Annotated in this window: 25 protein-coding genes; 14 read left to right on the top strand and 11 right to left on the bottom strand. The window is 72.0% G+C overall.

Features of this window, described 5'->3' with window-relative positions:
* Window positions 1-7 precede the first annotated feature (7 nt).
* The gene (locus ACFWWU_RS25490) at window positions 8-343 is read right to left on the bottom strand and encodes a YnfA family protein (RefSeq protein ID WP_384148112.1); all 336 of its coding nucleotides are present in this window, start codon (window positions 341-343) and stop codon (window positions 8-10) included.
* Window positions 344-434: 91 nt separating this feature from the next.
* Between ACFWWU_RS25490 and ACFWWU_RS25485 the strand changes: the two genes are divergently transcribed.
* Entirely contained in the window at window positions 435-896 is a 462-nt protein-coding gene (locus ACFWWU_RS25485) for a hypothetical protein (RefSeq protein WP_384148111.1), read from the top strand.
* Window positions 897-935: 39 nt separating this feature from the next.
* A complete protein-coding gene (locus tag ACFWWU_RS25480; protein ID WP_384148110.1) occupies window positions 936-1,421 on the top strand; it encodes a MarR family winged helix-turn-helix transcriptional regulator in 486 nt (161 codons plus the stop codon).
* A 24-nt stretch (window positions 1,422-1,445) separates the two neighbouring features.
* On the opposite strand, the gene ACFWWU_RS25475 is transcribed toward ACFWWU_RS25480, so the two are convergent.
* Both ACFWWU_RS25475 and ACFWWU_RS25470 read right to left on the bottom strand, forming a co-directional pair.
* Window positions 1,446-2,183, bottom strand: coding sequence for a Mut7-C RNAse domain-containing protein (locus tag ACFWWU_RS25475; RefSeq protein WP_384148109.1), 738 nt, complete (start codon window positions 2,181-2,183; stop codon window positions 1,446-1,448).
* Between the two features lie 94 nt (window positions 2,184-2,277).
* Complete coding sequence (locus ACFWWU_RS25470) at window positions 2,278-3,129, bottom strand: NAD(P)H-binding protein (RefSeq protein ID WP_384148108.1); 852 nt, start codon at window positions 3,127-3,129, stop codon at window positions 2,278-2,280.
* A gap of 131 nt (window positions 3,130-3,260) precedes the next feature.
* On the opposite strand from ACFWWU_RS25470, the gene ACFWWU_RS25465 reads away from it, so the two are divergent.
* A complete protein-coding gene (locus ACFWWU_RS25465) occupies window positions 3,261-3,710 on the top strand; it encodes a GNAT family N-acetyltransferase (protein WP_384148107.1) in 450 nt (149 codons plus the stop codon).
* Window positions 3,711-3,716: 6 nt separating this feature from the next.
* Here the strand turns inward: ACFWWU_RS25465 and ACFWWU_RS25460 are convergent, their stop codons facing one another.
* Window positions 3,717-4,247 (bottom strand): GNAT family N-acetyltransferase, encoded by a 531-nt coding sequence (locus ACFWWU_RS25460; RefSeq protein ID WP_384148106.1) that lies wholly within the window; start codon window positions 4,245-4,247, stop codon window positions 3,717-3,719.
* Between the two features lie 15 nt (window positions 4,248-4,262).
* On the bottom strand, window positions 4,263-5,165 hold the full coding sequence (locus tag ACFWWU_RS25455) for a DUF6597 domain-containing transcriptional factor (protein WP_384148105.1): 903 nt from the start codon (window positions 5,163-5,165) through the stop codon (window positions 4,263-4,265).
* A 127-nt stretch (window positions 5,166-5,292) separates the two neighbouring features.
* Between ACFWWU_RS25455 and ACFWWU_RS25450 the strand changes: the two genes are divergently transcribed.
* A complete protein-coding gene (locus tag ACFWWU_RS25450; protein WP_384148104.1) occupies window positions 5,293-5,877 on the top strand; it encodes a TIGR03086 family metal-binding protein in 585 nt (194 codons plus the stop codon).
* 168 nt (window positions 5,878-6,045) lie between these two features.
* Here the strand turns inward: ACFWWU_RS25450 and ACFWWU_RS25445 are convergent, their stop codons facing one another.
* Window positions 6,046-6,288 (bottom strand): hypothetical protein, encoded by a 243-nt coding sequence (locus ACFWWU_RS25445; RefSeq protein ID WP_384148103.1) that lies wholly within the window; start codon window positions 6,286-6,288, stop codon window positions 6,046-6,048.
* Window positions 6,289-6,563: 275 nt separating this feature from the next.
* Here ACFWWU_RS25445 and ACFWWU_RS25440 point away from each other — a divergent pair, with 275 nt between their 5' ends.
* Window positions 6,564-7,436 carry an ABC transporter substrate-binding protein gene (locus ACFWWU_RS25440; RefSeq protein ID WP_384148102.1) on the top strand — a complete coding sequence of 291 codons (873 nt, stop codon included), beginning with the start codon at window positions 6,564-6,566 and terminating at the stop codon, window positions 7,434-7,436.
* 9 nt (window positions 7,437-7,445) lie between these two features.
* Here the strand turns inward: ACFWWU_RS25440 and ACFWWU_RS25435 are convergent, their stop codons facing one another.
* Window positions 7,446-7,862, bottom strand: a complete 417-nt coding sequence (locus ACFWWU_RS25435) for a MerR family transcriptional regulator (RefSeq protein ID WP_329622784.1) — start codon at window positions 7,860-7,862, stop codon at window positions 7,446-7,448.
* A 312-nt stretch (window positions 7,863-8,174) separates the two neighbouring features.
* Between ACFWWU_RS25435 and ACFWWU_RS25430 the strand changes: the two genes are divergently transcribed.
* Window positions 8,175-8,501, top strand: a complete 327-nt coding sequence (locus tag ACFWWU_RS25430) for a hypothetical protein (protein ID WP_384148101.1) — start codon at window positions 8,175-8,177, stop codon at window positions 8,499-8,501.
* A 61-nt stretch (window positions 8,502-8,562) separates the two neighbouring features.
* Here ACFWWU_RS25430 and ACFWWU_RS25425 read toward each other — a convergent pair whose 3' ends face one another.
* Window positions 8,563-9,183: a hypothetical protein gene (locus tag ACFWWU_RS25425; protein WP_384148100.1), complete on the bottom strand. Its 621-nt coding sequence runs from the start codon at window positions 9,181-9,183 to the stop codon at window positions 8,563-8,565.
* A gap of 280 nt (window positions 9,184-9,463) precedes the next feature.
* Between ACFWWU_RS25425 and hemL the strand changes: the two genes are divergently transcribed.
* The 8 genes from hemL (at window position 9,464) to ACFWWU_RS25385 (ending at window position 18,024) form a co-directional block, all read left to right on the top strand.
* Window positions 9,464-10,771, top strand: coding sequence for a glutamate-1-semialdehyde 2,1-aminomutase (gene hemL / locus ACFWWU_RS25420; RefSeq protein ID WP_384148099.1), 1,308 nt, complete (start codon window positions 9,464-9,466; stop codon window positions 10,769-10,771).
* Complete coding sequence (locus tag ACFWWU_RS25415) at window positions 10,768-11,454, top strand: histidine phosphatase family protein (protein WP_384148098.1); 687 nt, start codon at window positions 10,768-10,770, stop codon at window positions 11,452-11,454. Before hemL ends, ACFWWU_RS25415 begins: the two co-directional genes overlap by 4 nt.
* Before the next feature lie 403 nt (window positions 11,455-11,857).
* Window positions 11,858-13,108 (top strand): hypothetical protein, encoded by a 1,251-nt coding sequence (locus ACFWWU_RS25410; RefSeq protein WP_384148144.1) that lies wholly within the window; start codon window positions 11,858-11,860, stop codon window positions 13,106-13,108.
* A gap of 87 nt (window positions 13,109-13,195) precedes the next feature.
* A complete protein-coding gene (locus ACFWWU_RS25405; protein WP_384148097.1) occupies window positions 13,196-13,822 on the top strand; it encodes a TlpA family protein disulfide reductase in 627 nt (208 codons plus the stop codon).
* Between the two features lie 4 nt (window positions 13,823-13,826).
* Window positions 13,827-14,564, top strand: coding sequence for a cytochrome c biogenesis CcdA family protein (locus tag ACFWWU_RS25400; protein WP_384148096.1), 738 nt, complete (start codon window positions 13,827-13,829; stop codon window positions 14,562-14,564).
* 5 nt (window positions 14,565-14,569) lie between these two features.
* On the top strand, window positions 14,570-16,333 hold the full coding sequence (locus ACFWWU_RS25395) for a cytochrome c biogenesis protein ResB (protein ID WP_384148095.1): 1,764 nt from the start codon (window positions 14,570-14,572) through the stop codon (window positions 16,331-16,333).
* Window positions 16,330-17,418, top strand: coding sequence for a c-type cytochrome biogenesis protein CcsB (gene ccsB, locus ACFWWU_RS25390; RefSeq protein ID WP_384148094.1), 1,089 nt, complete (start codon window positions 16,330-16,332; stop codon window positions 17,416-17,418). Before ACFWWU_RS25395 ends, ccsB begins: the two co-directional genes overlap by 4 nt.
* A 48-nt stretch (window positions 17,419-17,466) precedes the next feature.
* Entirely contained in the window at window positions 17,467-18,024 is a 558-nt protein-coding gene (locus tag ACFWWU_RS25385) for an SRPBCC domain-containing protein (RefSeq protein ID WP_384148093.1), read from the top strand.
* A gap of 5 nt (window positions 18,025-18,029) precedes the next feature.
* Here the strand turns inward: ACFWWU_RS25385 and ACFWWU_RS25380 are convergent, their stop codons facing one another.
* The 3 genes from ACFWWU_RS25380 to ACFWWU_RS25370 form a co-directional block, all read right to left on the bottom strand.
* Window positions 18,030-19,601 carry a hypothetical protein gene (locus tag ACFWWU_RS25380; protein WP_384148092.1) on the bottom strand — a complete coding sequence of 524 codons (1,572 nt, stop codon included), beginning with the start codon at window positions 19,599-19,601 and terminating at the stop codon, window positions 18,030-18,032.
* A 4-nt stretch (window positions 19,602-19,605) separates the two neighbouring features.
* Window positions 19,606-21,666: a hypothetical protein gene (locus ACFWWU_RS25375; RefSeq protein WP_384148091.1), complete on the bottom strand. Its 2,061-nt coding sequence runs from the start codon at window positions 21,664-21,666 to the stop codon at window positions 19,606-19,608.
* Window positions 21,667-21,756: 90 nt separating this feature from the next.
* Window positions 21,757-22,233, bottom strand: a complete 477-nt coding sequence (locus tag ACFWWU_RS25370; RefSeq protein WP_384148090.1) for a nucleoside deaminase — start codon at window positions 22,231-22,233, stop codon at window positions 21,757-21,759.
* Between the last annotated feature and the right edge of the window lie 15 nt (window positions 22,234-22,248).

Here is a 22,248-nt window from a genome sequence, read left to right as displayed (position 1 = left end):
GCGGGGATCAGCGGCCGCGTGGGGCGTACATGATCAGGGACATGCCGGCGAGGCAGACGAGTGCGCCGATGACGTCCCAGCGGTCGGGGCGGTAGCCGTCGGCGATCATGCCCCAGAGGAGTGAGCCCGCGACGAACACGCCGCCGTAGGCGGCGAGGATGCGGCCGAACTCGGCGTCGGGCTGGAGGGTGGCGACGAAGCCGTAGACGCCGAGGGCGAGGACGCCGGCGCCGATCCAGATCCAGCCGCGGTGCTCCCGTACGCCTTGCCAGACGAGCCAGGCGCCGCCGATCTCGAAGAGGGCGGCGACGGCGAAGAGGGCGGCGGAGCGGGCGATCAGCATGGGGGCAGGGTGCCATGGGCCAGGGGACACGCTGGCTGATGGGGTGTCAGGGGATGCGGTCGTATGTGGGTATTTTGTGCTTATGCGTGGAATGCGGAAGTCTGTGCTCGGGGTCGTGCTCGCGGTCGCCGTGCTGATGGGTGCGGGTGGGAGTGCCGGTGCCGTGGGGGCCGAGGCGGATCTTGCCCATCACGGGCAGGTCTCCTTGTGGGACGGGCGGGTCGGTGTGTGGCTGGTCAGTGAGAACCACGGGCCTTCCGATCTCCCCCAGGCGACGGTCCGGCTCGCCTTCTCCGAGCCGATGTCCGGTGGTCAGGAGCTGCCGACGGCCTGTCTGTGGAGCAGTGACCGTGTGGTGTCCTGCCGGACGGGTGAGCTCCGGGCGGCGGGGACCGTCGGTGAGCTGGCGCTCGACCTGCGGACCGCGGGTCTTCCGGACGAGCTGACGGTGGAGATCACCACTGCCTGGCGGGACGGGGCCGCCGACCGGAATCCGGCCAACGACCGGCATCGGGTTCTGGTGCTCGCCACCGGTGATCCGTACGTCTTCTGACCTCGACAGGGGCCGGTGTCTGGTTCGTACAATTTCTGCATGCCGCAGAAGAGTTCCGACCGGCGCGAAGCGCTGATGACCGAGCTGTACGGGGAGGCCCGCCGCTACATGGCCTCCTATGCCCTGTTCAATCAGGCCGTCGCCGATCACCTGCGGCTCCACCCGACCGATGTGCAGTGCCTGAACCTGCTCAGTCTGGAGGAGCGGCCGGTGACCACCGGGCGGGTGGCCGAGCTGACCGGGCTCACCACGGGCTCCGCGACCCGGCTCGTCGACCGGCTGGAGCGGGCCGGGTACGTGACGCGCGAGCGGGACACCGAGGACCGGCGCCGGGTCCTGGTGGCGCTCGTGCCCGGGCGGATGGCCGAGCTCGCCGCTCTGTGGCGGAAGCTCAACGGGACCTGGGGCACGATGTTCGACGTCTACAGCGACGCCGAGGTCGCCCTGCTCATCGCCCATATGCGGCGCACCGTCGAGGTCAGTGCCGTGCAGATCGAGCGGCTGCGCGGCGGCGAGCTCGGCTGACGCTGCCAGGGGGCGTCTGCCCCCTTACCGGGTCGCCGCGCCGCCGAACTCGCGGACCGCTTCGGAGACGATCGCCTCCAGGCGGGCGTGGTGGGCGCCGCGCCAGTAGACCCGGCCGCACTCCACGCACTCCGCGAAGACGTCGTAGGTCTTCTCCGTGCCCTGTTCCAGTTTCTGGCGGACCGCGTCCTTGTCGGCGTCGGACAGCCGGCCGTTGCACGCCGTGCACCGGGTCCAGGGTGTCAGCGGGGGCGCGAACCGCTCCAGGACGTCGCGGAGCTGGTCCTCCGGCCGGTCGCTGTACACGTAGGCGCCCGCCCACAGCTCCCGGCGGCGCAGGAGACCGCGGTCGCGCGTGAGCATGACCCGCTGCTCCCGTGCGGAGAGCGCGGCCAGTGCGGGGTCGCCGATGTCCTCGCTCTCGTACGCCGCGTCGACGCCGAGCAGGCGCAGTCGGCGGGCCAGTGTGCCGAGGTGCACGTCGAGCAGGAACCGGAGTGGCGCGCCCGGCACCGGCTGGGGGCGGGCGACGTCCTCCACCTCGATCGTCTCGCCCGCGACCGGGACGTGCGACGTGTCCACGGGCCGGCCGTCGACGAGGAGCCGTCCCGCTTCGGTGAGCGGCACGCCGAGTGACTCCACCACGTGCCCGAGTGAGGAGGCGCCGTCGGTGGTCACGGGGGTGTGTCCCGAGCGCCGCTCCGCCGAGACGAAGAGCCGCAGGCCGGGGGCGAATCTGATGTGGATCTCCGGTCCGTTCACGGGGACAGGATGGCATCGGGGACTGGGAGGGGGCCAGGGGATTCCCTCGGGGTGTGGGCCGGTTCCGAGGGAGGGGGAGGGGGAGGCGGGCCGGTCAGGGGCGGAAGGCGGCTGCGTGGTCGGTGGCCCAGGTGGCGAAGGTGCGGGCGGGGTGGCCCGTCAGTTCCTCGACGGTGCGGGTCAGCGGCGTCGGCCGGCCGTCGTGCGCGGCCCAGTAGGAGAGGAGGGCGTCCGCGAAGGTCTCCGGTATGAAGTCGGCGACCGACTCCTTCCATTCCTCGGGGGTGGGCACGGTGTGGGGCGCGGGGCGGCCCGTGATCTCGGCCAGGATCGCGAGCTGCTCGGTGAAGTCCAGCGACTCGGGGCCCGTCAGCAGATAGGACGAGCCGCGCAGCCGGGGCTCGGTGAGCACGGCGAGGGCGGCCTCGGCGATGTCGCGCTCATGGATCGGATCCCCGTGTGCGTGCGGATAGGGCAGGGCGGGTGCGTGTCCGTTCCGGAGTGCCCATGACCACTGCAGGGCGTTGGAGGCGAAGGCGCCGGGCTGGAGGTGGGTGGCCTCGAAGGCTCCGGTGTCCGCGGCGGCGGACAGGGCGCGCTCGGCGGCGAGGTGGGAGGCGGCGATCGGGTTCTCCGCGGCGTCCGGGGCGAGGACGGAGCTGGAGGAGAGGAGGACGACGTGCTCGACGCCGGCGGCCCGGGCCCGGTCGGCGAACGTGCCGACGTGTGCGGCCTCCGCGTACAGGAAGACGGCGTCGGCGCCGGTCAGGGCGGCGTCGAAGGTGGTCGGATCGGTGAGGTCGCAGCGCACCGTGTCGACGCCGTGGGGTGGGGAGAGTCCGGCGGGGTTCTTGGAGGCGGCTGTGACCTTGACGCCCGCGGCGTCGAGCAGGCCGATCAGGGTGGAGGCGACGCGGCCGCGGCTGCCGGTGACGAGAACGGTCATGAGGGTGTCCCTTCGGTGAGAGCGAGGATCGCCCGGTTTGCTGCGGGTAGAAGAGTCTGTGTCACGCAGATAAATATCCGTGGGGGCGTCTCATCCGTCAACCCTGAAAAACCCTGGGGTACCGTCCCCGCATGAAGATCAGCGACCTCGATCCGGGCGATCCCCGGCTGGAGAGCGACCTCCTGCCGGTCCTCTCCGAACTCCGCCCCCACCTCACCCCGGAGCTCTTCCGTGAGGTGTACGAGGCGGGGCATCCCCAGGGGCTGCGGTTCAGCGCCGCCTACACCGACGCCGGGCGCTGTGTCGGCGCGGCCGGCTGGCGGATCATCAACAACACCAGCTCCCTGCGCAAGCTCTACGTCGACGACCTGGTGACCGCCGCCGCCGACCGCTCCAACGGCGTCGGCCACGCGCTCATCGCCCACCTGGAGGGCCACGCGCGTGCGGCCGGCTGTCACGAGCTCAACCTCGACTCCGGCACCCACCGCACCGGAGCCCACCGCTTCTACCTGCGCGAGCGCTTCGACATCGTCGCCTTCCACTTCACCCGGCCGCTCACCGGGCAGGAAGACGCCTCCTAACCCCTCCTAGCCGGGCGTGGGGCCCAGGTCGAGCCGCCAGTCGTTGCAGCGCATCGCACGGCCCGGCGGGTACTCGAAGGCGCGCTCCCCGCGCAGCTCGAAACCCGCTTTGCGGCACACCGCGTTCGACGCGGTGTTGTCCGCCGACGGGAAGGCGTGCAGGTGCCGGCGGAGGCCCGCGGCCCGGGCTTCGGCCGCCACCGCGCGCGTGGCGGCCGTCGCGACGCCCCGGCCCTGGAAGCCCGGCAGGACGGTCCAGCCCGTCTCGTACACCGGCTCGTCGTCCCAGGTCTGCGCCCAGAAGCCGATGCTGCCCACCACCACGTCCTCCGGCAGCAGCCGGATCCGGAACATCCGCCCCGCGCCCGTGTCGTCGGCGCTCAGCGCCACGTACCGCCGGTGGCGGCCGACGAGCTGTTCCTCCGTCTCAGGGCCGCCGAGGTGCTCCATCAGCTCCGGTGCGTTGAGCGCGCGCAGCAGCCCCGCGTCCTCTTCGGACCAGGCTTCGAGCCGTACGGGAGAGGCGTCGTCGTCCATGGTCCGTACGGTAGGTCAGGGCACTGACACCGCGCGGGCGTACGCGGTCGGCGGCACCCCGATCGTCGCCGTGAAGTCCCGTACGAGATGGGCCTGGTCGCTGTAGCCGAGCTCGGCCGCGAGCTGGGCCCAGTCGGGGGCGCCCGCCGTCCCGGCGGACTCCGTGCGCTCCAGGGCCTCGTGGATGCGGTAGCGCAGGATGACCCACTTCGGCCCGACGCCGACGCAGGCGGCGAAGAGGCGCTGGAGCGAGCGGGCCGACAGGCCGGACGCGGCGGCCAGCCGGGACACCTTGCGCAGCCCGCGGTCCGTGCGGATCAGGTCCACGAGCTCCATGGCCTGCTCGGCGGCCGGGTCGGGTGCGGGGCCGTGTGCGAGGAGGAAGGCGTCGAGCGCCGCCACGCGCGCGTGGTCGTCGTCGGGGGAGAGGACCGCGGACAGCGGGCCGGAGCCCCCGCCCGTATCCCCACCCTCCGCAGTAGCCGCGCTTCCGGTCGCCGGGAACACCTCGGTGAGGGGAACCCGGCGGCCCGTCCAGGTCGAGACCGGCCACGCGGGCGCGAACGGCCGGAAACCGCCGGGGCGGAACTGCACCCCGCAGACCCGGCCCAGGCCGGTCAGCTTCTGCGTGAACAGGCCGAGCCCGATCCCGGAGACCTCGGCGGACGACTCGGCCGCCTCCGGAGGGCCGTCGAGCGGGCCGTACCGCTGGAAGACGACGTTCACCGACGGGTGCGGGACGACGTGGGTGGCGTACGGCTCCGTCAGCTCCCAGTCGATCAGCCAGTAGTGCTCCAGGTAGGGCCGCAGCTCGGGCGCCGGGGTGTGGCGGCGGAAGCGGACGCGGGTGAGCAGCTCGGCGGGGTCGACGATGCCCCGGGTGTCCCGGCGTGGCGCTGAGGCGGAGGCGGCGGACATGCTCCGCATGCTAGGCGTTCGTGAGCGGTCGCTCGGGGGTCTTCCCTAAGGGTTCTTTCAGGGGTCCGTGCCGGTGGCGGCGCGTTTTTTCAAGACCGGGGCGGGCAGGCTCCCCTAGCGTCGACGTATGACGTACGAGGCCCCGCCCCGCATCGGTGATCTGCTCCGCACCGCCGCCGCCCACGCCGCCCCCCTGGTCGGCGCCACCACCGACGACTCGCTCGGCGCGCCCACGCCCTGCGCCGAGTACGACGTGCGTGCCCTGCTGAACCATCTCTTCTCCGTCGTCGTGAACTTCCAGGCCCTCGCGGCCAAGGAGCCGGCCGACTTCGCCGAGACCCCGGACCGGCTCGCGGAGGCCGGCTGGCGCGAGCGGTTCTCGGTGGAGACCGGGAAGCTGGCCGCCGCCTGGTCGGCGCCCGGCGCGGAGGAGGGGATCGTCGGGGCCATGGGGCTGCCCGCGCGGACGGTCGGGTCGATGGTCCTGCTCGATCTGACCGTGCACGTGTGGGACCTGGCCCGTGCCACCGGGCGCGGCTTCGAACCGGATCCGGCCGTGGTGGCCGGGCTGGTGGAGGAAGTGGAGGGGATGGCGCCGATGGCGCGGAAGATGAACGTCTTCGGGGAGGGCGTCGACCTGCCCGAGGGGGCGACGGTGTTCGAGCGGCTCCTCGCGGCGACGGGACGCGACCCGCGCGCCTGGGCTGCCTGAGGCGGGCCCTGGGGCACGGCCAGGTGGCCTGATGCGCGCTGAGGTGGCCTGATGCGGGCCTGAGGCGGCCTGATGGCGGCCTGATGGGGGCCTGAGGCGGCCTGATGGGGGCCTCAGGCGGCCTGATGGGGGCCTCAGGCGGCGTGCTCGCGCGGCCTGAGGCCCCCATCAGCGCAGGCGGCCCGGGGAGCCGAAGGAGAGGCGGGAGACGACCTGGCCGAAGGCATGCTCCTCCGCGGGTGTCAGCTGCACCGACTCCTGCGGGTGCCAGACGCGCTCCAGCGGGCCGGCCGCCCGGTCGCGGCGCGCCCGGGCCCGCAGGCTCAGCGTCAGCCACACCGCCGTCGAGACGGCGAGCAGGCCGAAGAGCGTGAGGACACGGGGGTCGGAGAACTGGCCGGGCAAGGACATGGCTCACTCCAGAGCGTGAGGGCCGTCCGTACGCGCTGAGCCCCGGCAGGTGGCGCGCGGGCACGAAGGCGCTGGCGATTCCTACTGCTTCCTCCCGACCTGTTCAGTTAACACCACGTCGGGGGACTTTCGGCAGGGGGGCCGGGACCAAAGTCCCGGGCGGGGCGGCGGGCGGCGGGGGCCTCCGCGGGGCGCCGCAGGCCCTCTTGTGCGGGCCGGGGAACCGTTCCAAGGTGGCCGCAGGAGGCAGTCTCGGCCGGGGAGGGAGCAGCCGCATGTCCGGAACACAGCCATGGGGATTCACGGACGACAGGGGTACGGAGCCGGCGTCGGCCCGTGTACCGGAGCGGGTCGTCGCGTACGTACGGGCCGGGGCGGCGCTGCTCGACCTGGGGGTGACGCCGGTCGCCGTCTACGGTTCCGGGCACGACGGCCCGGTGTACGACCCGGCCAAGGCGGGCGGCCTCGACGCGGCCGGGGTCCCGTACCTCGGTCCCGGCCGGGCCCTGGACGAGGGGCTGCTGCGGGAGTCGCGGCCGGACCTGATCGTCGACGTCACGTACGACGGGAAGAGCCCGTACGCGCTGGACGAGGCGGTCGCCGACCGGCTCGGGGTGCCGCTCGTCGCGCTCTCCGTCGGCAACGAGCTCACCCTTCCGGCGATCCTCGGCCGGTTCGGGGCGCTGAGCGATTCGCTCCGGGCCGGGACGGCGGGGTCCACGGCGGGGGCCACGGCGTCGGCGGCGGCGTCGGCGGACCCGACGGCGGGCGTGGAGGAGGCCGAGGCGGTCCTCCGGGGCGCCGCCGGGCGGAGCGGGCTGACCGTGCTCGCGCTCTCCGGGGCCGGCCCCGAGCAGGTCCATCTGGCCCGGCCGCAGGCCTGGCCCGAGCTGGCGCGGCTCGCGGCGCTCGGTGTCCGGCTGGTCGATCCCGGGCCGGGGCCCGGCGCCAACTGGCTCACCGCCGACTGGGGCCGGGCCGCCGAGCTCCGTCCCGACCTGATCCTCTTCGACAACCGGTCCCACGCCGTCCCGCCGTACGAGACACCGCCCGGCACCCGCCTCGCCGCGTGGAACCCGGAGACCCCGCCCAGCCCCGCCGCCTACGCGCGCTTCTTCCGCGAGGTGGCGGAGGCCCTGGCGGCGTAGGGCTTCCGGTCAGGCCGGGGTCGAGGACAGCCGGCTGCGGAGGGACGTGGCGAACTCCTCCGCGCGGGCCAGCTGGGTCCGCAGTTCGGTGACCCGCTCCGCGGCCGCCTGCTCGTAGCGGCGGACGCGGGTCACGAGCGCGGTGCGGTCCTCCGGGTCGAGCTCCGTGTCCGTGCCCGGACGGTCCTCGGTAAGCCGGTCCACGGCCGTGAGCAGTTCGCGGGTCTCGTCGAGGGTGAAGCCGAGCGGCTTCATCCGGCGGATCACCATCAGCCGGGAGACGTCCGCGTCCGTGTAGAGGGGGAATCCGCCGGGCGAGGCCGCGGAGGGCACCACCAGGCCGTTGTCCTCGTACTGGCGGATGGTGCGCAGGGACAGTTCCGTCCGTGCGGCGACCTCGCCGATCTGCATGGGTTCGCCGGCCATCCGTACTCCGCTTCCTACTCCGCTCCGTACTCCGCTCACGCGTGACGTCCTTCCTCGTAGAGGGGTTCCGCAGGGCGCGACTTCCGCGCATTACATACCATTCGTCCTAACTTCAGCACTTATGAGCGCTGGAAGTGCGGCGAAACGCCTGCTCGTCGGACGTCCGTTGGACATACCGGCCAGGGGTAACGCTGTGTCACTCGTGCTCCCTGGGCTACGTTCTCTCTGGTTCGGCCGCACGTACTTCAGGGCGGGCGGCGATCCGTGCGGCGACGAGTGGCGGCGGAGAGCCGGGTGGGAGCGGAGAGCCGGGTGGAAGAACGGGACAGTGACGCGGAGAGGCTCGTGTGGCAGGCCGACGGGCTGCTGACCGACGAGGGGCGGGGCGGGCTGCTGAGGCTGTTGGCCGTGGAGGGGTACCGGACGTCCCGTCCGGCCACCCGTCCGGCGGAGCTGCCGAAGCAGCTCGACGTGTCGGTCGCGTACGGACCCGAGGGCGCGGCGGGCGCGGTCTTCGACCTCGCGGCGGTACGGGCCGCCGCGTCGCCCGCCGGCTCGTACTGGACTCCCCAGGGGGTCGTGACGGGCCGGGAGCTCGACGAGCTCGTCGACTGCGGCGGTGGCGAGACGACCCGGTAGGGATGAGGGGCGCGGCTGCCGGGGTCAGGGGGCGCCCTGCCCCCTAGGGGGCATCGTCCCCCTAGGGCCAGACCAGGCAGTACGGCTGGTGGCCGGCCTCGTGGAGGCGGACCGAGAAGTCCTGCCACTCGTGGAGCAGCTGGTAGACGTCGAAGGCGTCGCGCGGGCCGCCGCGGTCGGGGACCGTGGACCAGATGAAGGCCGCGGCGCCGACCGACTCCTCGCCGATCCCCCGCAGCGGGTCGACCACGGTCATCGGGAGCTTCACGACCGCGTAGTCCGGGTGGAGCACGACGAGCTCCAGCGGGGGAACCTTGTGCAGGGGCATGCCCTGGATGCCCGTCAGGACCATCGCCGCTATGGTCTCCGGCTTGATCTTGGTGAACATGCCGCCCATGCCGAGCTCGTCGCCGCCGAGCTCCTCCGGGCGCATCGAGATCGGGACGCGGGCCGCCGTGGCGCCGTCGGGCGCGCCGAAGTACTTGTACGTCACACCCAACGACCGGCCACTCCCGCCTCCGAGTGCCGGATCCGCCTCGGGGCCCTGACCGCCGGGGCTTCCCGGAGTGCCGGGCGCGCCGGGAGTCGACCCGTCCGCCCGCCGGCGCCGGTGCCTCCCCCGCCGGGCAGACTCCGGACCCAGGTCGTCCGTCCCCTCGCCCGGTCCGCCACCGCGATGCATATCTCCACCCGACTGCTTTTTCTCGGCAACACGACCCCGCCGCGCGACCCGATCATCGTGTCAGTGACCTCCCCCGCGTTCGTACGGTGAAACACCTGTCCGCAAGAACGCCGTGGCCTCTGACACCATGGATTCCGTGAGCCATCCCTCTGACGCCCCAGTTTCGCAGACGCGGCCGACAGCCGCCCCGGCGTCATCTCAGGGTGCCCACACCGTTCCTCCGTACTCGAAGCCGTACCCGAAGCCGTAATCGCGGCCGTACTCGCAGGTCAGGATCACAGTGCCGTATTCATACGAAGCCCCAGTCTCACAGACGCTTTTCGACCGCGCGTCCCTCGTGACGCCCGGCGGCGTGAACTCACCGGTGCGTGCCTTCCGAGCCGTGGGCGGTACGCCCCGGTTCATGGTCTCCGGTACCGGTCCGTACCTCACCGACGCGGACGGCCGGGAGTACGTCGACCTGGTCTGCTCGTGGGGGCCGATGATCCTCGGCCACGCGCACCCCGAGGTCACCGCCGCGGTGCAGGCCGCCGTGGTCCGCGGCACGTCCTTCGGTACGCCGGGTGAGGGCGAGGTCGCGCTCGCGGAGGAGATCGTCGCGCGCGTCGAGCCGGTCGAGCAGGTCCGGCTGGTCTCCTCCGGTACGGAGGCCACGATGTCCGCGATCCGGCTCGCCCGCGGCTTCACCGGGCGCGCCAAGGTCGTCAAGTTCGCGGGCTGCTACCACGGTCACGTGGACGCGCTGCTTGCCGCGGCCGGTTCCGGGGTCGCGACCCTCGGTCTGCCGGACACGCCCGGCGTGACCGGCGCGCAGGCCGGGGACACCGTCGTGCTGCCGTACAACGACCTCGAAGCGGTGCGGGCGGCCTTCGCCGCGCACCCGGGTGAGATCGCCTGTGTGATCACCGAGGCCTCGCCCGGGAACATGGGTGTCGTGCCGCCGGCGGAGGGCTTCAACCAGGGCCTGGCGGACCTGTGCCGGGAGAACGGCGCGCTGTACATCTCGGACGAGGTGATGACCGGTTTCCGTACCTCGCGGGCCGGCTGGTACGGCGTCGACGGCGTCAAGGCCGACCTGCTGACCTTCGGCAAGGTCATGGGCGGCGGCTTCCCGGCCGCCGCGTTCGGTGGCCGCGCCGACGTCATGGGGCACCTGGCCCCGGCCGGGCCGGTCTACCAGGCGGGCACGCTCTCCGGTAACCCGATCGCCACCGCCGCCGGGCTCGCGCAGCTGCGGCTGCTCGACGAGGCCGCGTACGCGAAGGTCGACGCGGTGTCGAAGGAGATCCAGGGGCTCGTCACCGGCGCCCTCGCGAAGGAGGGTGTCGCGCACCGGCTGCAGACCGCCTCCAACATGTTCTCGGTCTTCTTCACGGCCGACGAGGTGCGGAACTACGACGAGGCGAAGCAGCAGGAGGCCTTCCGCTTCAACGCCTTCTTCCACTCGATGCTGGCCGACGGGGTCTACCTGCCGCCGTCCGCCTTCGAGTCCTGGTTCGTGTCGGCCGCCCACGACGAGCGGGCGATCGAGCGGATCGCCGCCGCGCTGCCGGCCGCCGCCCGCGCCGCCGCGGAGGCCACCGCATGAGCCTCTCCAGTGACGACATCACCGTCGTCCACCTGATGCGGCACGGCGAGGTCCACAACCCGGACGGGGTCCTCTACGGCCGTCGCGCCGGCTACCACCTCTCCGAGCTGGGCCGTCAGATGGCGGACCGGGTCGCCGAGTCCCTGGCCGCCCGGGACGTCACGTACGTCGTCGCCTCCCCGCTGGAGCGGGCGCAGGAGACGGCGATGCCCGTCGCCAAGTCGCACGGTCTGGACCTGGCGAGCGACGAGCGGCTCATCGAGGCGGCGAACGTCTTCGAGGGCAAGACCTTCGGCGTCGGTGACGGGGCCCTGCGCAAGCCGGGGAACTGGAAGCACCTGACCAACCCGTTCCAGCCGTCGTGGGGCGAGCCGTACGTCGAGCAGGTCGTGCGGATGATGGGCGCGCTGGACGCGGCGAAGGACGCGGCCCGCGGGCACGAGGCGGTCTGCGTCAGCCATCAGCTGCCGATCTGGATCGTCCGGAGCTTCGTGGAGAAGCGGCGGCTCTGGCACGACCCGCGGCGGCGGCAGTGCACGCTGGCCTCGCTGACCTCGTTCACGTACCGGGGGGACAAGATCGTCTCGGTCGGGTACAGCGAGCCGGCCCGGGATCTGGTCCCGGCGCATCTCCTCGCCGGGGCGAAGCCGGTGAAGGGGAAGTCGAAGGCTTTCGGGGCGTAGCCCCGAGCCGGGAGCCCCGAGCGGGGAGCCCCGAGCCGGGAGCCCCGAGCCGGGAGCCCCGAGCGGGGTTCCGAGCGTAGTCCCGAGCCGGGTTCCGGGCGGGGTTCCGGGCGTAGTCCCGAGCCGGGTTCCGGTAGCCCCGAGCCGGTTCCGGGCGCGATCCGAGCCGGGTTCCGGGCGCGGTCCCGGTGAGCGATTCCCGGAGAGCGGACGCGGGCCACTGGACAGGTGACCCGAAGAGGTCCATCGTCAGGGCGGTCAGGTGGTGTACATGCCATCCGGCCGCCCTGAAATTTATGTGCGAATTTCCGGAACCTCCGTGTTCCGCCCTGCATCTCACTCATTGTCGGTTTGGATGACGTTCAGTTCATACGTCAGCGCGAATGGGGATGTCATGCGCGGGATCAGCGGGATCAGTCGAAGGGGGCTCCTCGGGGCGGGCGTTGGCGCGGCCGCGGCGATGGGAATCGCCGGCTGCGGCAGCAACAACGAGGACAAGCCGGGACGTTCCGGACCCGGCAAGGGGGGCGACGCGTCGGCGGAGCCGACCACACCCGCTCCGACCAAGGACGACGCCAAGCTCATCGGCGACGGTTCCACCGCCGACACCGGCAAGCAGCCGCACCAGCCCGACACCCCCGTGCCCCTCGAACCCGGTCAGACCCCGCCGCAGTTCGTGATCTTCTCCTGGGACGGCGCGGGCGAGGTCGGCAACGGTCTCTTCCCCCGCTTCCTCGAACTCGCCAAGAACCACGACGCGGCGATGACGTTCTTCCTCTCCGGGATCTACCTCCTCCCCGAGTCGAAGAAGAACCTCTACCGCCCGCCGAACAACCGCGTCGGCGCCTCCGACATCGGCTACCTCACCGACGACCACATCAAGGACACGCTGAAGTACGTCCGGCAGGCCTGGCTCGAAGGCCACGAGATCGGCACCCACTTCAACGGGCACTTCTGCGGCGGCTCCGGCTCCGTCGGCAACTGGACCCCGGCCCAGTGGCAGAGCGAGATCGACCAGGCGATGAAGTTCGTCACCGAGTGGAAGACCAACAGCGGCTGGACCGACCTCGACCCGCTGCCCTTCGACTACTCGAAGGAGCTCGTCGGCGGCCGTACCCCCTGCCTCCTCGGCCAGGACAACCTGCTCCCCACCGCCAAGCGGCTCGGCTGGCGCTACGACGCCAGCTCGCCCGGCGGCCGCCAGACCTGGCCCGTCAAGCGTCAGGGCATCTGGGACCTGCCGCTCCAGGCGGTGCCCTTCCCCGGGCACTCCTTCGAGGTCCTCTCCATGGACTACAACATGCTCGCCAACCAGTCGAAGAACACGACGAAGGGCATGCCCTCCCGCTATCCGGGCTGGCGCAAGCAGGCCACCGACGCGCTCCTCGGCGGTTTCCGCCGCGCGTACGAGTCGAACCGCGCGCCCTTCTACGTCGGCAATCACTTCGAGCAGTGGAACGGCGGCATCTACATGGACGCCGTCGAGGACGCGATCAAGGGAATGGCCGGAAAGAAGGACGTCCGGCTCGTCTCCTTCAAGCAGTTCGTGGACTGGCTCGACGTGCAGGACCCGAAGATCCTCGCCAAGCTGCGCGGGCTCGACGTGGGGCAGAAGCCCACGGGCGGCTGGAACTCCTATCTCAAGACCGCCTAGTCAGGTTTAGGCGATCTTGACAAGGGGCTTTACGGGCACGTAGGGGGGTGCCCAAGATCCCCCAAACGCCCATGCGAAACTTTTCACATGAGCCTTAGCAGTCGTGCCAGTCGCGCCCGTCGTGCCCCTCGACGCACCCTGCTCGCCGTCGGAGTGCTGTCCGCCGCCCTCACGCTCTCGGCCTGCGGCGGCGACAGCAACGGCAAGTCCGGCGGCGGTGGCAACACCAACTTCGTGACCAACACGGGCGGTATCTCCACCGCCGCCAAGGGCGAGCGGGCGACCCCCGGGAAGCTCGCGGGCGAGACCCTCGACGGCAAGCAGCTCGACGTCGCCGACCTCAAGGGCAACGTCGTCGTCCTCAACGCCTGGGGCTCCTGGTGCGCCCCCTGCCGCGCCGAGGCTCCCCACTTCGCGAAGGTCGCCAAGGACCTGGAGGGCAAGGGCGTCGAGTTCGTCGGCCTCAACACCCGCGACCCCAACAAGCAGCCCGCGATCGCCTTCGAAGAGGACTACGGGGTGCCCTACCCGAGCCTCTACGACCCGCAGGGCAAGCTGATCCTCTTCGGCTTCCCCAAGGGCACCCTCAGCCTCCAGGGCATCCCCTCCACCGTCGTCCTCGACAAGGAGGGCAAGATCGCCGCCCGTTCCCTCATGGCGCTCGACGAGAAGAAGCTCCGGTCGATGATCGAGCCTCTCCTCAAGGAGAAGTGAGCCGGTGAACGAGACGGTCACCAGCGGAGCCCTGCTGCTCGCCCTGCCCCTCGCGGTCCTCGGCGGCCTGGTCTCCTTCTTCTCGCCGTGCGTGCTCCCGCTCGTCCCCGGCTACCTCTCGTACGTCACCGGGGTCACCGGCGCCGACCTCGCCGAGAGCCGCCGCGGCCGGATGACCGCCGGGGCCGTCCTCTTCGTCCTCGGCTTCACCGTCGTGTTCGTCTCCGGCGGCGCCCTCTTCGGCTACTTCGGGTCGACCGTCCAGGCGTACCGCGAGACGCTCACCACGGTCCTCGGCGTGCTCATGATCCTCATGGGCGTGTTCTTCGCCGGCCTGATGCCGTGGTTCACCCAGCGCGAGTTCCGCTTCCACAAGAAGCCCGCCGCCGGACTGATCGGCGCCCCGCTGCTCGGCGCGCTCTTCGGCATCGGCTGGACCCCGTGCATCGGCCCGACGCTCGCCTCGGTCAACGCCCTCGCCCTGGAGCAGGCCAGCGCGGGGCGCGGCGCGATACTCGCCTTCGCGTACTGCCTCGGCCTCGGCGTACCGTTCGTGCTCGCCGCCATCGCCTTCCGCAAGGCGCTCGGCGCGTTCGGGTGGGTCAAGAAGCACTATGCGTGGGTCATGCGGATCGGTGGCGGCATGATGATCGTCACCGGCGTCCTGCTCCTCACGGGCGCGTGGGACAGCATGGTCGCCACGATGCAGGGCTGGTCCAGCGGTTTCACGGTGGGGATCTGAGTTCCATGAGCACGACCGACACATCCGGTACGTCCGATACGACGGAGACCGAGCGCAAGGCCGACGAAGCGGCCGGCGCCCAGCTCTCCACCGCCCCCACCGAGGACCGTGGCGAGACGCCCGTCGGCGGACCCGTCCTCGGCGTCGTCGGCTGGATCCGCTGGTTCTGGCGGCAGCTGACGTCCATGCGGGTCGCGCTGATCCTGCTGTTCCTGCTCTCCCTCGGCGCCGTCCCCGGCTCCCTCATCCCGCAGACCAGCGCGGACGAGATCAAGGTGCAGGACTTCAAGAACGCCCACGAGACCCTGACGCCGATCTACGAGAAGCTCCAGTTCTTCGACGTCTACAGCTCGGTGTGGTTCTCCGCGATCTACATCCTGCTGTTCGTCTCCCTCATCGGCTGCATCGTGCCGCGCACCTGGCAGTTCGTCGGCCAGCTCCGCAGCCGTCCGCCGGGCGCCCCCCGGCGCCTGGACCGGCTCCCCGCGTACACCACCTGGCGCACCGAGGCCGAGCCCGAGCAGGTCCGCGAGGCCGCGCTCGCCGTCCTCAGGGGCCGCCGGTTCCGCGCCCACACCGCCGGGGACGCGGTCGCCGCCGAGAAGGGCTATCTGCGCGAGGCGGGCAACCTCCTCTTCCACGTCGCCCTGATCGTGATCCTCGTCGCCTTCGCCTGGGGACAGCTCTTCAAGTCCGAGGGCGGCAAGCTGATCGTCGAGGGCGACGGCTTCTCCAACACGCTCACGCAGTACGACGACTTCAAGTCCGGCTCGCAGTTCGGTACGGAGGAACTGGAGCCGTTCACCTTCACGCTCGACGCCTTCGACGGCACGTACGAGAAGAGCGGCCCGCAGCGCGGCACCCCCCGCACCTTCGAGGCGAAGGTCCGGTACGCCGAGGCCGACGGCGCGGAGAAGAAGGCGGTCATCCGGGTCAACGAGCCGCTCAAGGTCGGCGATTCCAAGGTCTATCTGATCGCCCACGGCTACGCGCCCGTCGTCACCGTCAAGGACGGCGGCGGCAAGACCGTCTTCCACGGCGCCGTGCCGCTCCTGCCGATCGACAACAACATCACCTCGACCGGCGCGATCAAGGTGATGGACGGCTACCGCGACAAGAACGGCGAGGGCAAGAAGGAGCAGCTGGGCTTCCAGGCCTTCTTCGTGCCGACCTTCGCCGGCGCCGGCCAGGGCACGATGTTCTCGCAGTTCCCGGCGCTCGACTACCCGGTCATGGCGCTCACCGGCTACCACGGCTCCCTGGGCGTGGACTCCGGTCTGCCGCAGAACGTGTACCAGCTCGACAAGACCAAGATGAAGCAGTTCACGGACGCGTCCGGCAACCCGCTCGCCGACCGCCTGCTGCCCGGCAAGACGATGACGCTCCCCGACGGGGCCGGCTCGATCACGTTCGAGAAGGAGATCAAGGAGTGGGCCAGCTTCCAGATCTCGCAGCAGCCGGGCAACGGCCTCGCCCTCGCGGGCGCGATCGCGGCGATCGCCGGTCTGACCGGTTCGCTCTTCATCCAGCGGCGCCGGGTCTGGGTCCGGGCCGTACGGGGTGAGGACGGCGTGACCGTCGTCGAGATGGCCGGCCTCGGGCGGAGCGAGTCGGCCAGGCTCCCGGAGGAGCTGGGCGACCTCGCGGTCACGCTCACGGCGGACGCGCCGCCCGCCGCACCAGCGCCCGAAGCCGATCCGGAAGCCGTACCGGAACCCGCGGAAGAACCCGCAGAAGACCCTGCCCCTTCTGGAGAGGCCGACAAGTGATCCTCGCCGCCACCACCAACGAGAGCCTGGCGAAGATGAGCGACCTGCTCATCTACTCCTCCATGGCCGTCTACACCCTGGCCTTCTTCGCGCACATCGCCGAGTGGGTCCTCGGCAGCCGCAGCAAGGTCGGCCGGACCGCCGCCGCTCTCACGCAGCAGGCCTCGGCCGCGGCCGCCGCCGTGACCGTCCAGGTCAAGGGGGCGGCCGGTGCCACCGCCGTCCTCGACAAGCCGAAGGTCGTGACGCGCTCCGCGGCCGGCACCCGGGACGTCCCGGACGGCCCCGGCGCGTCCGGCGGCACGGTCAAGGGCGACCTCTACGGCCGGATCGCCGTCTCCCTCACCGTTCTCGCCTTCGCGATCGAGGCGGCGGGCGTGGTCAGCCGGGCCCTCGCCGTGCAGCGCGCCCCCTGGGGCAACATGTACGAGTTCTCCACCACCTTCTCCACGGTGGCGGTCGGCTCGTACCTCGGCTTCCTCCTCGCCAAGAAGAACGTGCGCTGGATCGGCCTGCCGCTGGTCACGACGGTCCTGCTCGACCTGGGCCTGGCCACCACCTGGCTGAAGACCCCCAGCGACCAGCTGGTGCCGGCGCTCGACTCGTACTGGCTGTGGATCCACGTCTCCACCGCGATCTTCTGCGGCGCGGTCTTCTACCTCGCGGCCGTCGCCACCGTCCTGTACCTCTTCCGCGACTCGTACGAGAGCAAGCTCGCGAGCGGCGGCACCCCGAGCGCCTTCGCCCGCTCCGTCCTGGAGCGGCTGCCCTCGGCGGCGTCCCTCGACAAGTTCTCGTACCGGGTCAACGCCGCCGTCTTCCCGCTGTGGACCTTCACGATCATCGCGGGCGCCATCTGGGCCGGCGACGCGTGGGGCCGCTACTGGGGCTGGGACGCCAAGGAGGTCTGGTCCTTCATCACGTGGGTCGGCTACGCGGCGTACCTGCACGCGCGCGCCACGGCCGGCTGGAAGGGACGGAAGGCCGCGTACATCGCGCTCATCGCCTTCGGCTGCTTCCTCTTCAACTACTACGGCGTCAACATCTTCGTCACCAGCAAGCACTCCTACGCGGGCGTGGAGTAGAACCGGCGCGGAGTAGCGGGCGGGGGGCCCCGGGGCCACGCTGGAGGTATGAGCGAGATACCCCGGGGCAGGTGCGAGACCCACGACGGCGACACGCACCTGCTGCGGTACGTCATGGAGCTCCCGCACCCGCCGGCGGAGGTCTGGGAGGCCGTCGCCACCCCCGAGGGCCTGCCGGGCTGGCTGTGCGCGGCGGACCCGCTGGAGGCCCGGCTCGGCGGACGGGTCACGCTCCGCTGGCTCGCCGTGTCCGATCAGGGGGCTCCGCCCCCGGGCTCGACGGAGGTCTCGGGGCGGGTGACCGCCTGGGACCCCGAGTACGTCGCCGAGTACACGGTCGATCCGCCGCACGGCCGGATCCGGTTCCATCTGGAGCCGGGGTCCGGGGGCGGCGGGTCGACCGTGCTGCGTTTCACCAACGAGTTCCAGGGGACGCGGGAGTACCGGCTGGACTGCCTGGCGGGCTGGCACGACCACTTCGAGCGGCTCTCCGCCGCGCTGGACGGCCGCCCGACGGACTGGGCCGCGTGGTCGCCCGACCGCTGGAGCGAGCTGCGGGCGCTGTACGAGCGGGACGAGGCGCCCTGGCCGAAGTGGGTGCCGTGACGTCCCTAGTTCCTCTTCGGGGGCAGGCAGGACGTGCTCGGGGGGTTCTTCTCCGGCCAGGCGATCTCGACGAAGCGCTGTGAGCCGTCCAGGGCCAGTTCCACGATCGGGACCGCCTTGTTGTACGGGTTGCCGTAGTTGTCGAGGCAGATCCAGCCGCTCGCGCCCTGCACCCGCAGCGAGCCCTTCACCTGCGGCCACTGCGTGACCACGTCCGCGAGCTCCGGGTACTGGGCCTCCTGCGGCGTGGCCTGGCGGATCGCGTGGACCGCCGTCGCCATCGCGTCGTACGCGACGATCGCCTGCCCGTCCGCGAGCGGGACCGGCTTCTTCGAGGCGCGGGCGATGTCCGTCTCGAAGGTCGAGTACGCCACCACCGAACCGCCCGTCGCCGGGACCGGCCGCCCCGGCGCCGGCTTCCACGCGTCGGGGTGGGCGAGCGCGGCGTAGCGGACCGTCAGCTTCTTCCTGAGCGCGTTCCGGTCGAGCTTCTCGTCGGCGCCCAGGTACGAGCCCTCGTCGCCGGTCAGGATCGTGAAGGCGCGGTCGGTGCAGCCGCGCGACCCCAGCGCGTTGATGAACTGGCGGAGCTGGGTGTGGCGGCCCGCGAAGAAGACTGTCTCGGCGCGGGTGTCACAGATCAGGTGGGTGATCTGGCGGAAGGTGTTCGCGGTGGTGCCCTCGTCGGTCGGGTCGGGCGGCGAGGTGAAGAGCTGCGGCTCGTAGGGCGCGCCCTTGAGGGACGCGGCGAAGGCGGACTTGAGGGTGTCCGTGTAGTGGTCGCCGCTGCGGGTGTCCTGGACGAGGAGCGCCTTGGCGGCGTCGACGCGGCCGAAGTGGGCGAGGGCCTTGGCCTCGTCGCTGTTGGTGGGGGAGACGCGGGCGAGGCCGGGGTAGCGGTTGTTCCCGGCGCCGGGGCCGTTGGCGATGTCGTCGGCGGTGATGGTGGTGCCGACGACGGCGATCCCGCCCTCGGTGAGGGTGGTCACCGCCTCCCGCATCTGCGTCGAGGAGGTGGCGACGCCGGAGACGACCCGCAGCCGGTCGGGGGCGCCGGTCATCGACGCCAGCTGCCGGGTGACGGCCTGCCAGTGGGCGTTTCCCTGGCCGGTGTTGGCGAGGACGAGCCGGATCTTCGGGGTCTGGCTGTTGGACTCGTGGTTGGCGCGGTACTGGTAGGCGTACGCGCCCTGCACCTCGTGGAGCACCTTGGTCCGCATGCCTCCGTCGGAGGAGGTCAGCGGCAGGAGCACGGCGACGGTCGCGTACTCGCCGGGCTTGAGGGCGGTGTTCTCGCGGCCGATGGCCTCGGCGACCTCGGCGAGTTCGGGGATGCCGAAGGCGTGGCCGTCGCCGTTGACGCCGACGCACTCGGAGCTGCCCTCGGGGCGTGCGACGCCCGCCGCGCAGGAACGGTCCTCCGGAGTGGTGAGCCGGGCGATCCCGTATCCGCCGAGGCCGACGACGAGGACGGTCCCGAGCAGGGCGGCGACGAGCTTCTGGCGGGGTGTGCGGACGCGGCGGCGGAGCCGGTCGGTCACTCCACCGGTCGGTCCACCGGTCAGACGGTCGGGCATGGCGTCAGACTCCGTCCTCGCGGCCCGGCGGCAGCGAGAGCTCCCGCCAGGCGCGGATGTCGCGCGGCCAGTGGGTGGCCGCGTCCCAGAGCGAACCGCTGCCCGTCAGATGGCGGCCGGAGAGCCTGCGCAGCTCGTGCGCGAGCCGGTCGGCCACGTCGTCGTCGGGCAGTGCGAGCGGATCGGTGAGCAGCCATACGGCGTGCAGCAACCGCCCTACGGAAAGGTGGAGTTCGATGTGCTCGGCGTCGAGTCCCGCCGGGAGGTCACCCGCCGGGGCCTGGCCCAGGGCGATCGCCCGGCGCGGGTCGGGTCCCGAGTGGTCTCGCTCGCGCGGGTACGCGGCGGCGGCGACGAACTTCAGCCGCCCGAGCCAGCCGAGGACGTCCTGCTCGGGGAAGGTGGCCCGCAGGTGGGTGACGGCCTCCTCGGTGCGGCCGAGCGCGAGGTCGTGGTGGAGCCGGTACGGGCCGGGATCGGGCCCGTAGTACCGGTGCAGGGTCTCGTGGACCGCGCGCCAGGACGCGTAGCGCGGGTGGTCGTCGTCCTCGAAGCGGAGCCGGTGCAGGAGCAGGGCGCGCAGGAGGGGGTCGGCGACGAAGTGGCGGGGGCCCTCCTGCCAGTCCTCGGCGCGGAGCCGGTCGCGGACGCGCAGCGCCACGTCCCCGTCCAGGGACTCGCCCTGGAGCCGGGCGTGGGCGAGCGCGCGGGCGGACCCCTCGTCGTGGGCGGCGGCGAGCACGGCGTACGGGCCGGGGCGTCGCACCGGGAGCAGCTCGGCGAGGAGGGTGGGGGCGACGGGCACCGGCGGGGCGTCCTCGCGCAGCTCCACCGTCAGGTCGAGGAGCCCGCCCGGGGTGAGGCCGGCCCGGAGCTCCGGCGGGGCCTCGCCGGCGGCGCGGCCGAGGAGGGCCACGCCGAGCGGTCGGCCGCCGGTCAACCGGTGGACGGCGCGGGCGAGTTCGGGTGGCGTGCGGCCGGCCGGGTCGTGGTGGTCGAAGGCGGTGCGGGTCTGGGCGGGGGAGAGCGGGGTGAGCTCGACGGCGAGGATGCCGGAGCCGACGCTCGCCCCGCGCGGGCAGGGCGCGCGGTGCGCGGTCTCCGGCAGCCGGGTCCTGGTGGCGTGCCGCAGCCCCTCGTGCTCGCGGATCCGGGAGGTGGCGAGGACGACGACCCGGTCGCGGCGGCCGTCGGCGCGGGCGCGCAGGATCGGCTCGACGAGCTGCCGGCCGAGCTCCTCGTGGGCGTTGTCGAGGAGGAGGACCGGTCTGCCGATGCGGGTGCCGCGCCGGAGCCCCGTATAGGCGTGGAGCAGGTCCTCGGTGAGGGCGCCGACGAGGAAGTCCTCGGCCTCGCGGCGGCGCCGGCCGCCCTGTTCGAAGTCGATCGCGAGCTGCCGGAGACCGGCTTTGCCGCGCCCGCCGGCGTTGCGATAGCTGCCGTACCAGTTCTCGGAGGCGCGCTGGAACCGCCCGAAGACCTCTTCGAGGACGGTTTCCACGGTCGCCTCGGCGAGCAGCCCGGCCATCGGCACGCCGGCCTCGGCGAAGGTGCCGGCCAGCTTGGAGAGGACCTTGGAGACCCAGTTCCCGGTGGCGCCCTTCGTCGCGTCGACGGTCGCGAGCAGCGGTCCGAGCCGAAGGAGGTCGTTCCTGGCCCGCTCGTCGTCCTCCTGGGACCAGCCGAGTGAGGCGACGGCCACGAGCCCGAGCGACAGCCTCGGGAACTGCACCGGCTTCGCGGCGAGCACCTTCGGCGACAGCTGGACGGCGAGCTCGGTGAGCGCCCCGGTGACCTGGCTCCAGCCGGGCCCGTGGTCGGCGGGCGGCTCGACGTGCGCGCAGTCGAGCAGGGCGAGCGGCGTGTAGCCCTTGTAGCGGTTGCGGACCTCTTTGAGCAGGGAGGTCTTCCCCATGCCGCGCCCGCCCGTGAACACCGTGACCGGCGGATCGTCGCCGTGTTCGTACGCGACCCGCGCGGCACCGTGCCGGGTGAGCCCGCTGAGCCGTGCGACGAGACCACTGTCGTGCAGGACCGCCTCGCGTCCGTAGAGCTCCCTGTCCACCGGCCACCCCCCTGCTTCCCCCTGCTACCCCACGAGATGCGCCCCGTCACATCGTCAAGTTCAGGATATCGACAGGGTGTTGGGGGCACGTCAACCTTTGCGAGGTTGCGGTGACGGCTCTTCTCCGATGTCCTCGTGCCAGAGGGCGGGGTGCGCGGCGACGAACTCCCGCAGGAGTGCCACGCATTCGGCGTCGCCGAGGACGATCACCTCGACGCCGTGCCGGGTGAGCCAGTCGTGCCCGCCGTGGAAGGTCTCGGCCTCGCCGACGACGACCCGCGAGATTCCGAACTGCCGGACGAGGCCGGAGCAGTACCAGCACGGCGACAGGGTCGTGACCATCGTCGTCCCCCGGTACGAGCGCTGCCGCCCGGCGGCGCGGAAGGCGGCGGTCTCGGCGTGCAGGGACGGGTCCCCGTCCTGCACGCGCCGATTGCGCCCCCGCCCGAGGAGCGTGCCGTCGGCGCCGTAGAGCGCGGCCCCGATCGGGATCCCACCTTCTGCGAGCCCGCCCCGCGCCTCGTCGAGGGCGGTCCCGAGCCAGCGCTGCGCCTGTTCGTGGTCCATGAGGGGACTGTTCCC

Source organism: Streptomyces sp. NPDC058650 (genome assembly GCF_042717315.1).
In the GTDB taxonomy this organism is placed as follows: Bacteria; Actinomycetota; Actinomycetes; order Streptomycetales; family Streptomycetaceae; genus Streptomyces.
Note: the sequence above shows the minus strand (reverse complement) of the source record. Positions and strands in the feature narration are given on the sequence as shown.

What these genes read in the sequence shown, in the direction of transcription:
- ACFWWU_RS25490 (WP_384148112.1), bottom strand. Translation starts at nt 343, where the DNA reads ATGCTGATCGCCCGCTCCGCCGCCCTCTTCGCCGTCGCCGCCCTCTTC.
- ACFWWU_RS25485 (WP_384148111.1), top strand. Translation starts at nt 435, where the DNA reads ATGCGGAAGTCTGTGCTCGGGGTCGTGCTCGCGGTCGCCGTGCTGATG.
- ACFWWU_RS25480 (WP_384148110.1), top strand. Translation starts at nt 936, where the DNA reads ATGCCGCAGAAGAGTTCCGACCGGCGCGAAGCGCTGATGACCGAGCTG.
- ACFWWU_RS25470 (WP_384148108.1), bottom strand. Translation starts at nt 3,129, where the DNA reads ATGACCGTTCTCGTCACCGGCAGCCGCGGCCGCGTCGCCTCCACCCTG.
- ACFWWU_RS25465 (WP_384148107.1), top strand. Translation starts at nt 3,261, where the DNA reads ATGAAGATCAGCGACCTCGATCCGGGCGATCCCCGGCTGGAGAGCGAC.
- ACFWWU_RS25460 (WP_384148106.1), bottom strand. Translation starts at nt 4,247, where the DNA reads ATGGACGACGACGCCTCTCCCGTACGGCTCGAAGCCTGGTCCGAAGAG.
- ACFWWU_RS25455 (WP_384148105.1), bottom strand. Translation starts at nt 5,165, where the DNA reads ATGTCCGCCGCCTCCGCCTCAGCGCCACGCCGGGACACCCGGGGCATC.
- ACFWWU_RS25450 (WP_384148104.1), top strand. Translation starts at nt 5,293, where the DNA reads ATGACGTACGAGGCCCCGCCCCGCATCGGTGATCTGCTCCGCACCGCC.
- ACFWWU_RS25445 (WP_384148103.1), bottom strand. Translation starts at nt 6,288, where the DNA reads ATGTCCTTGCCCGGCCAGTTCTCCGACCCCCGTGTCCTCACGCTCTTC.
- ACFWWU_RS25440 (WP_384148102.1), top strand. Translation starts at nt 6,564, where the DNA reads ATGTCCGGAACACAGCCATGGGGATTCACGGACGACAGGGGTACGGAG.
- ACFWWU_RS25435 (WP_329622784.1), bottom strand. Translation starts at nt 7,862, where the DNA reads ATGGCCGGCGAACCCATGCAGATCGGCGAGGTCGCCGCACGGACGGAA.
- ACFWWU_RS25425 (WP_384148100.1), bottom strand. Translation starts at nt 9,183, where the DNA reads ATGCATCGCGGTGGCGGACCGGGCGAGGGGACGGACGACCTGGGTCCG.
- ACFWWU_RS25415 (WP_384148098.1), top strand. Translation starts at nt 10,768, where the DNA reads ATGAGCCTCTCCAGTGACGACATCACCGTCGTCCACCTGATGCGGCAC.
- ACFWWU_RS25405 (WP_384148097.1), top strand. Translation starts at nt 13,196, where the DNA reads ATGAGCCTTAGCAGTCGTGCCAGTCGCGCCCGTCGTGCCCCTCGACGC.
- ACFWWU_RS25395 (WP_384148095.1), top strand. Translation starts at nt 14,570, where the DNA reads ATGAGCACGACCGACACATCCGGTACGTCCGATACGACGGAGACCGAG.
- ACFWWU_RS25385 (WP_384148093.1), top strand. Translation starts at nt 17,467, where the DNA reads ATGAGCGAGATACCCCGGGGCAGGTGCGAGACCCACGACGGCGACACG.
- ACFWWU_RS25380 (WP_384148092.1), bottom strand. Translation starts at nt 19,601, where the DNA reads ATGCCCGACCGTCTGACCGGTGGACCGACCGGTGGAGTGACCGACCGG.
- ACFWWU_RS25370 (WP_384148090.1), bottom strand. Translation starts at nt 22,233, where the DNA reads ATGGACCACGAACAGGCGCAGCGCTGGCTCGGGACCGCCCTCGACGAG.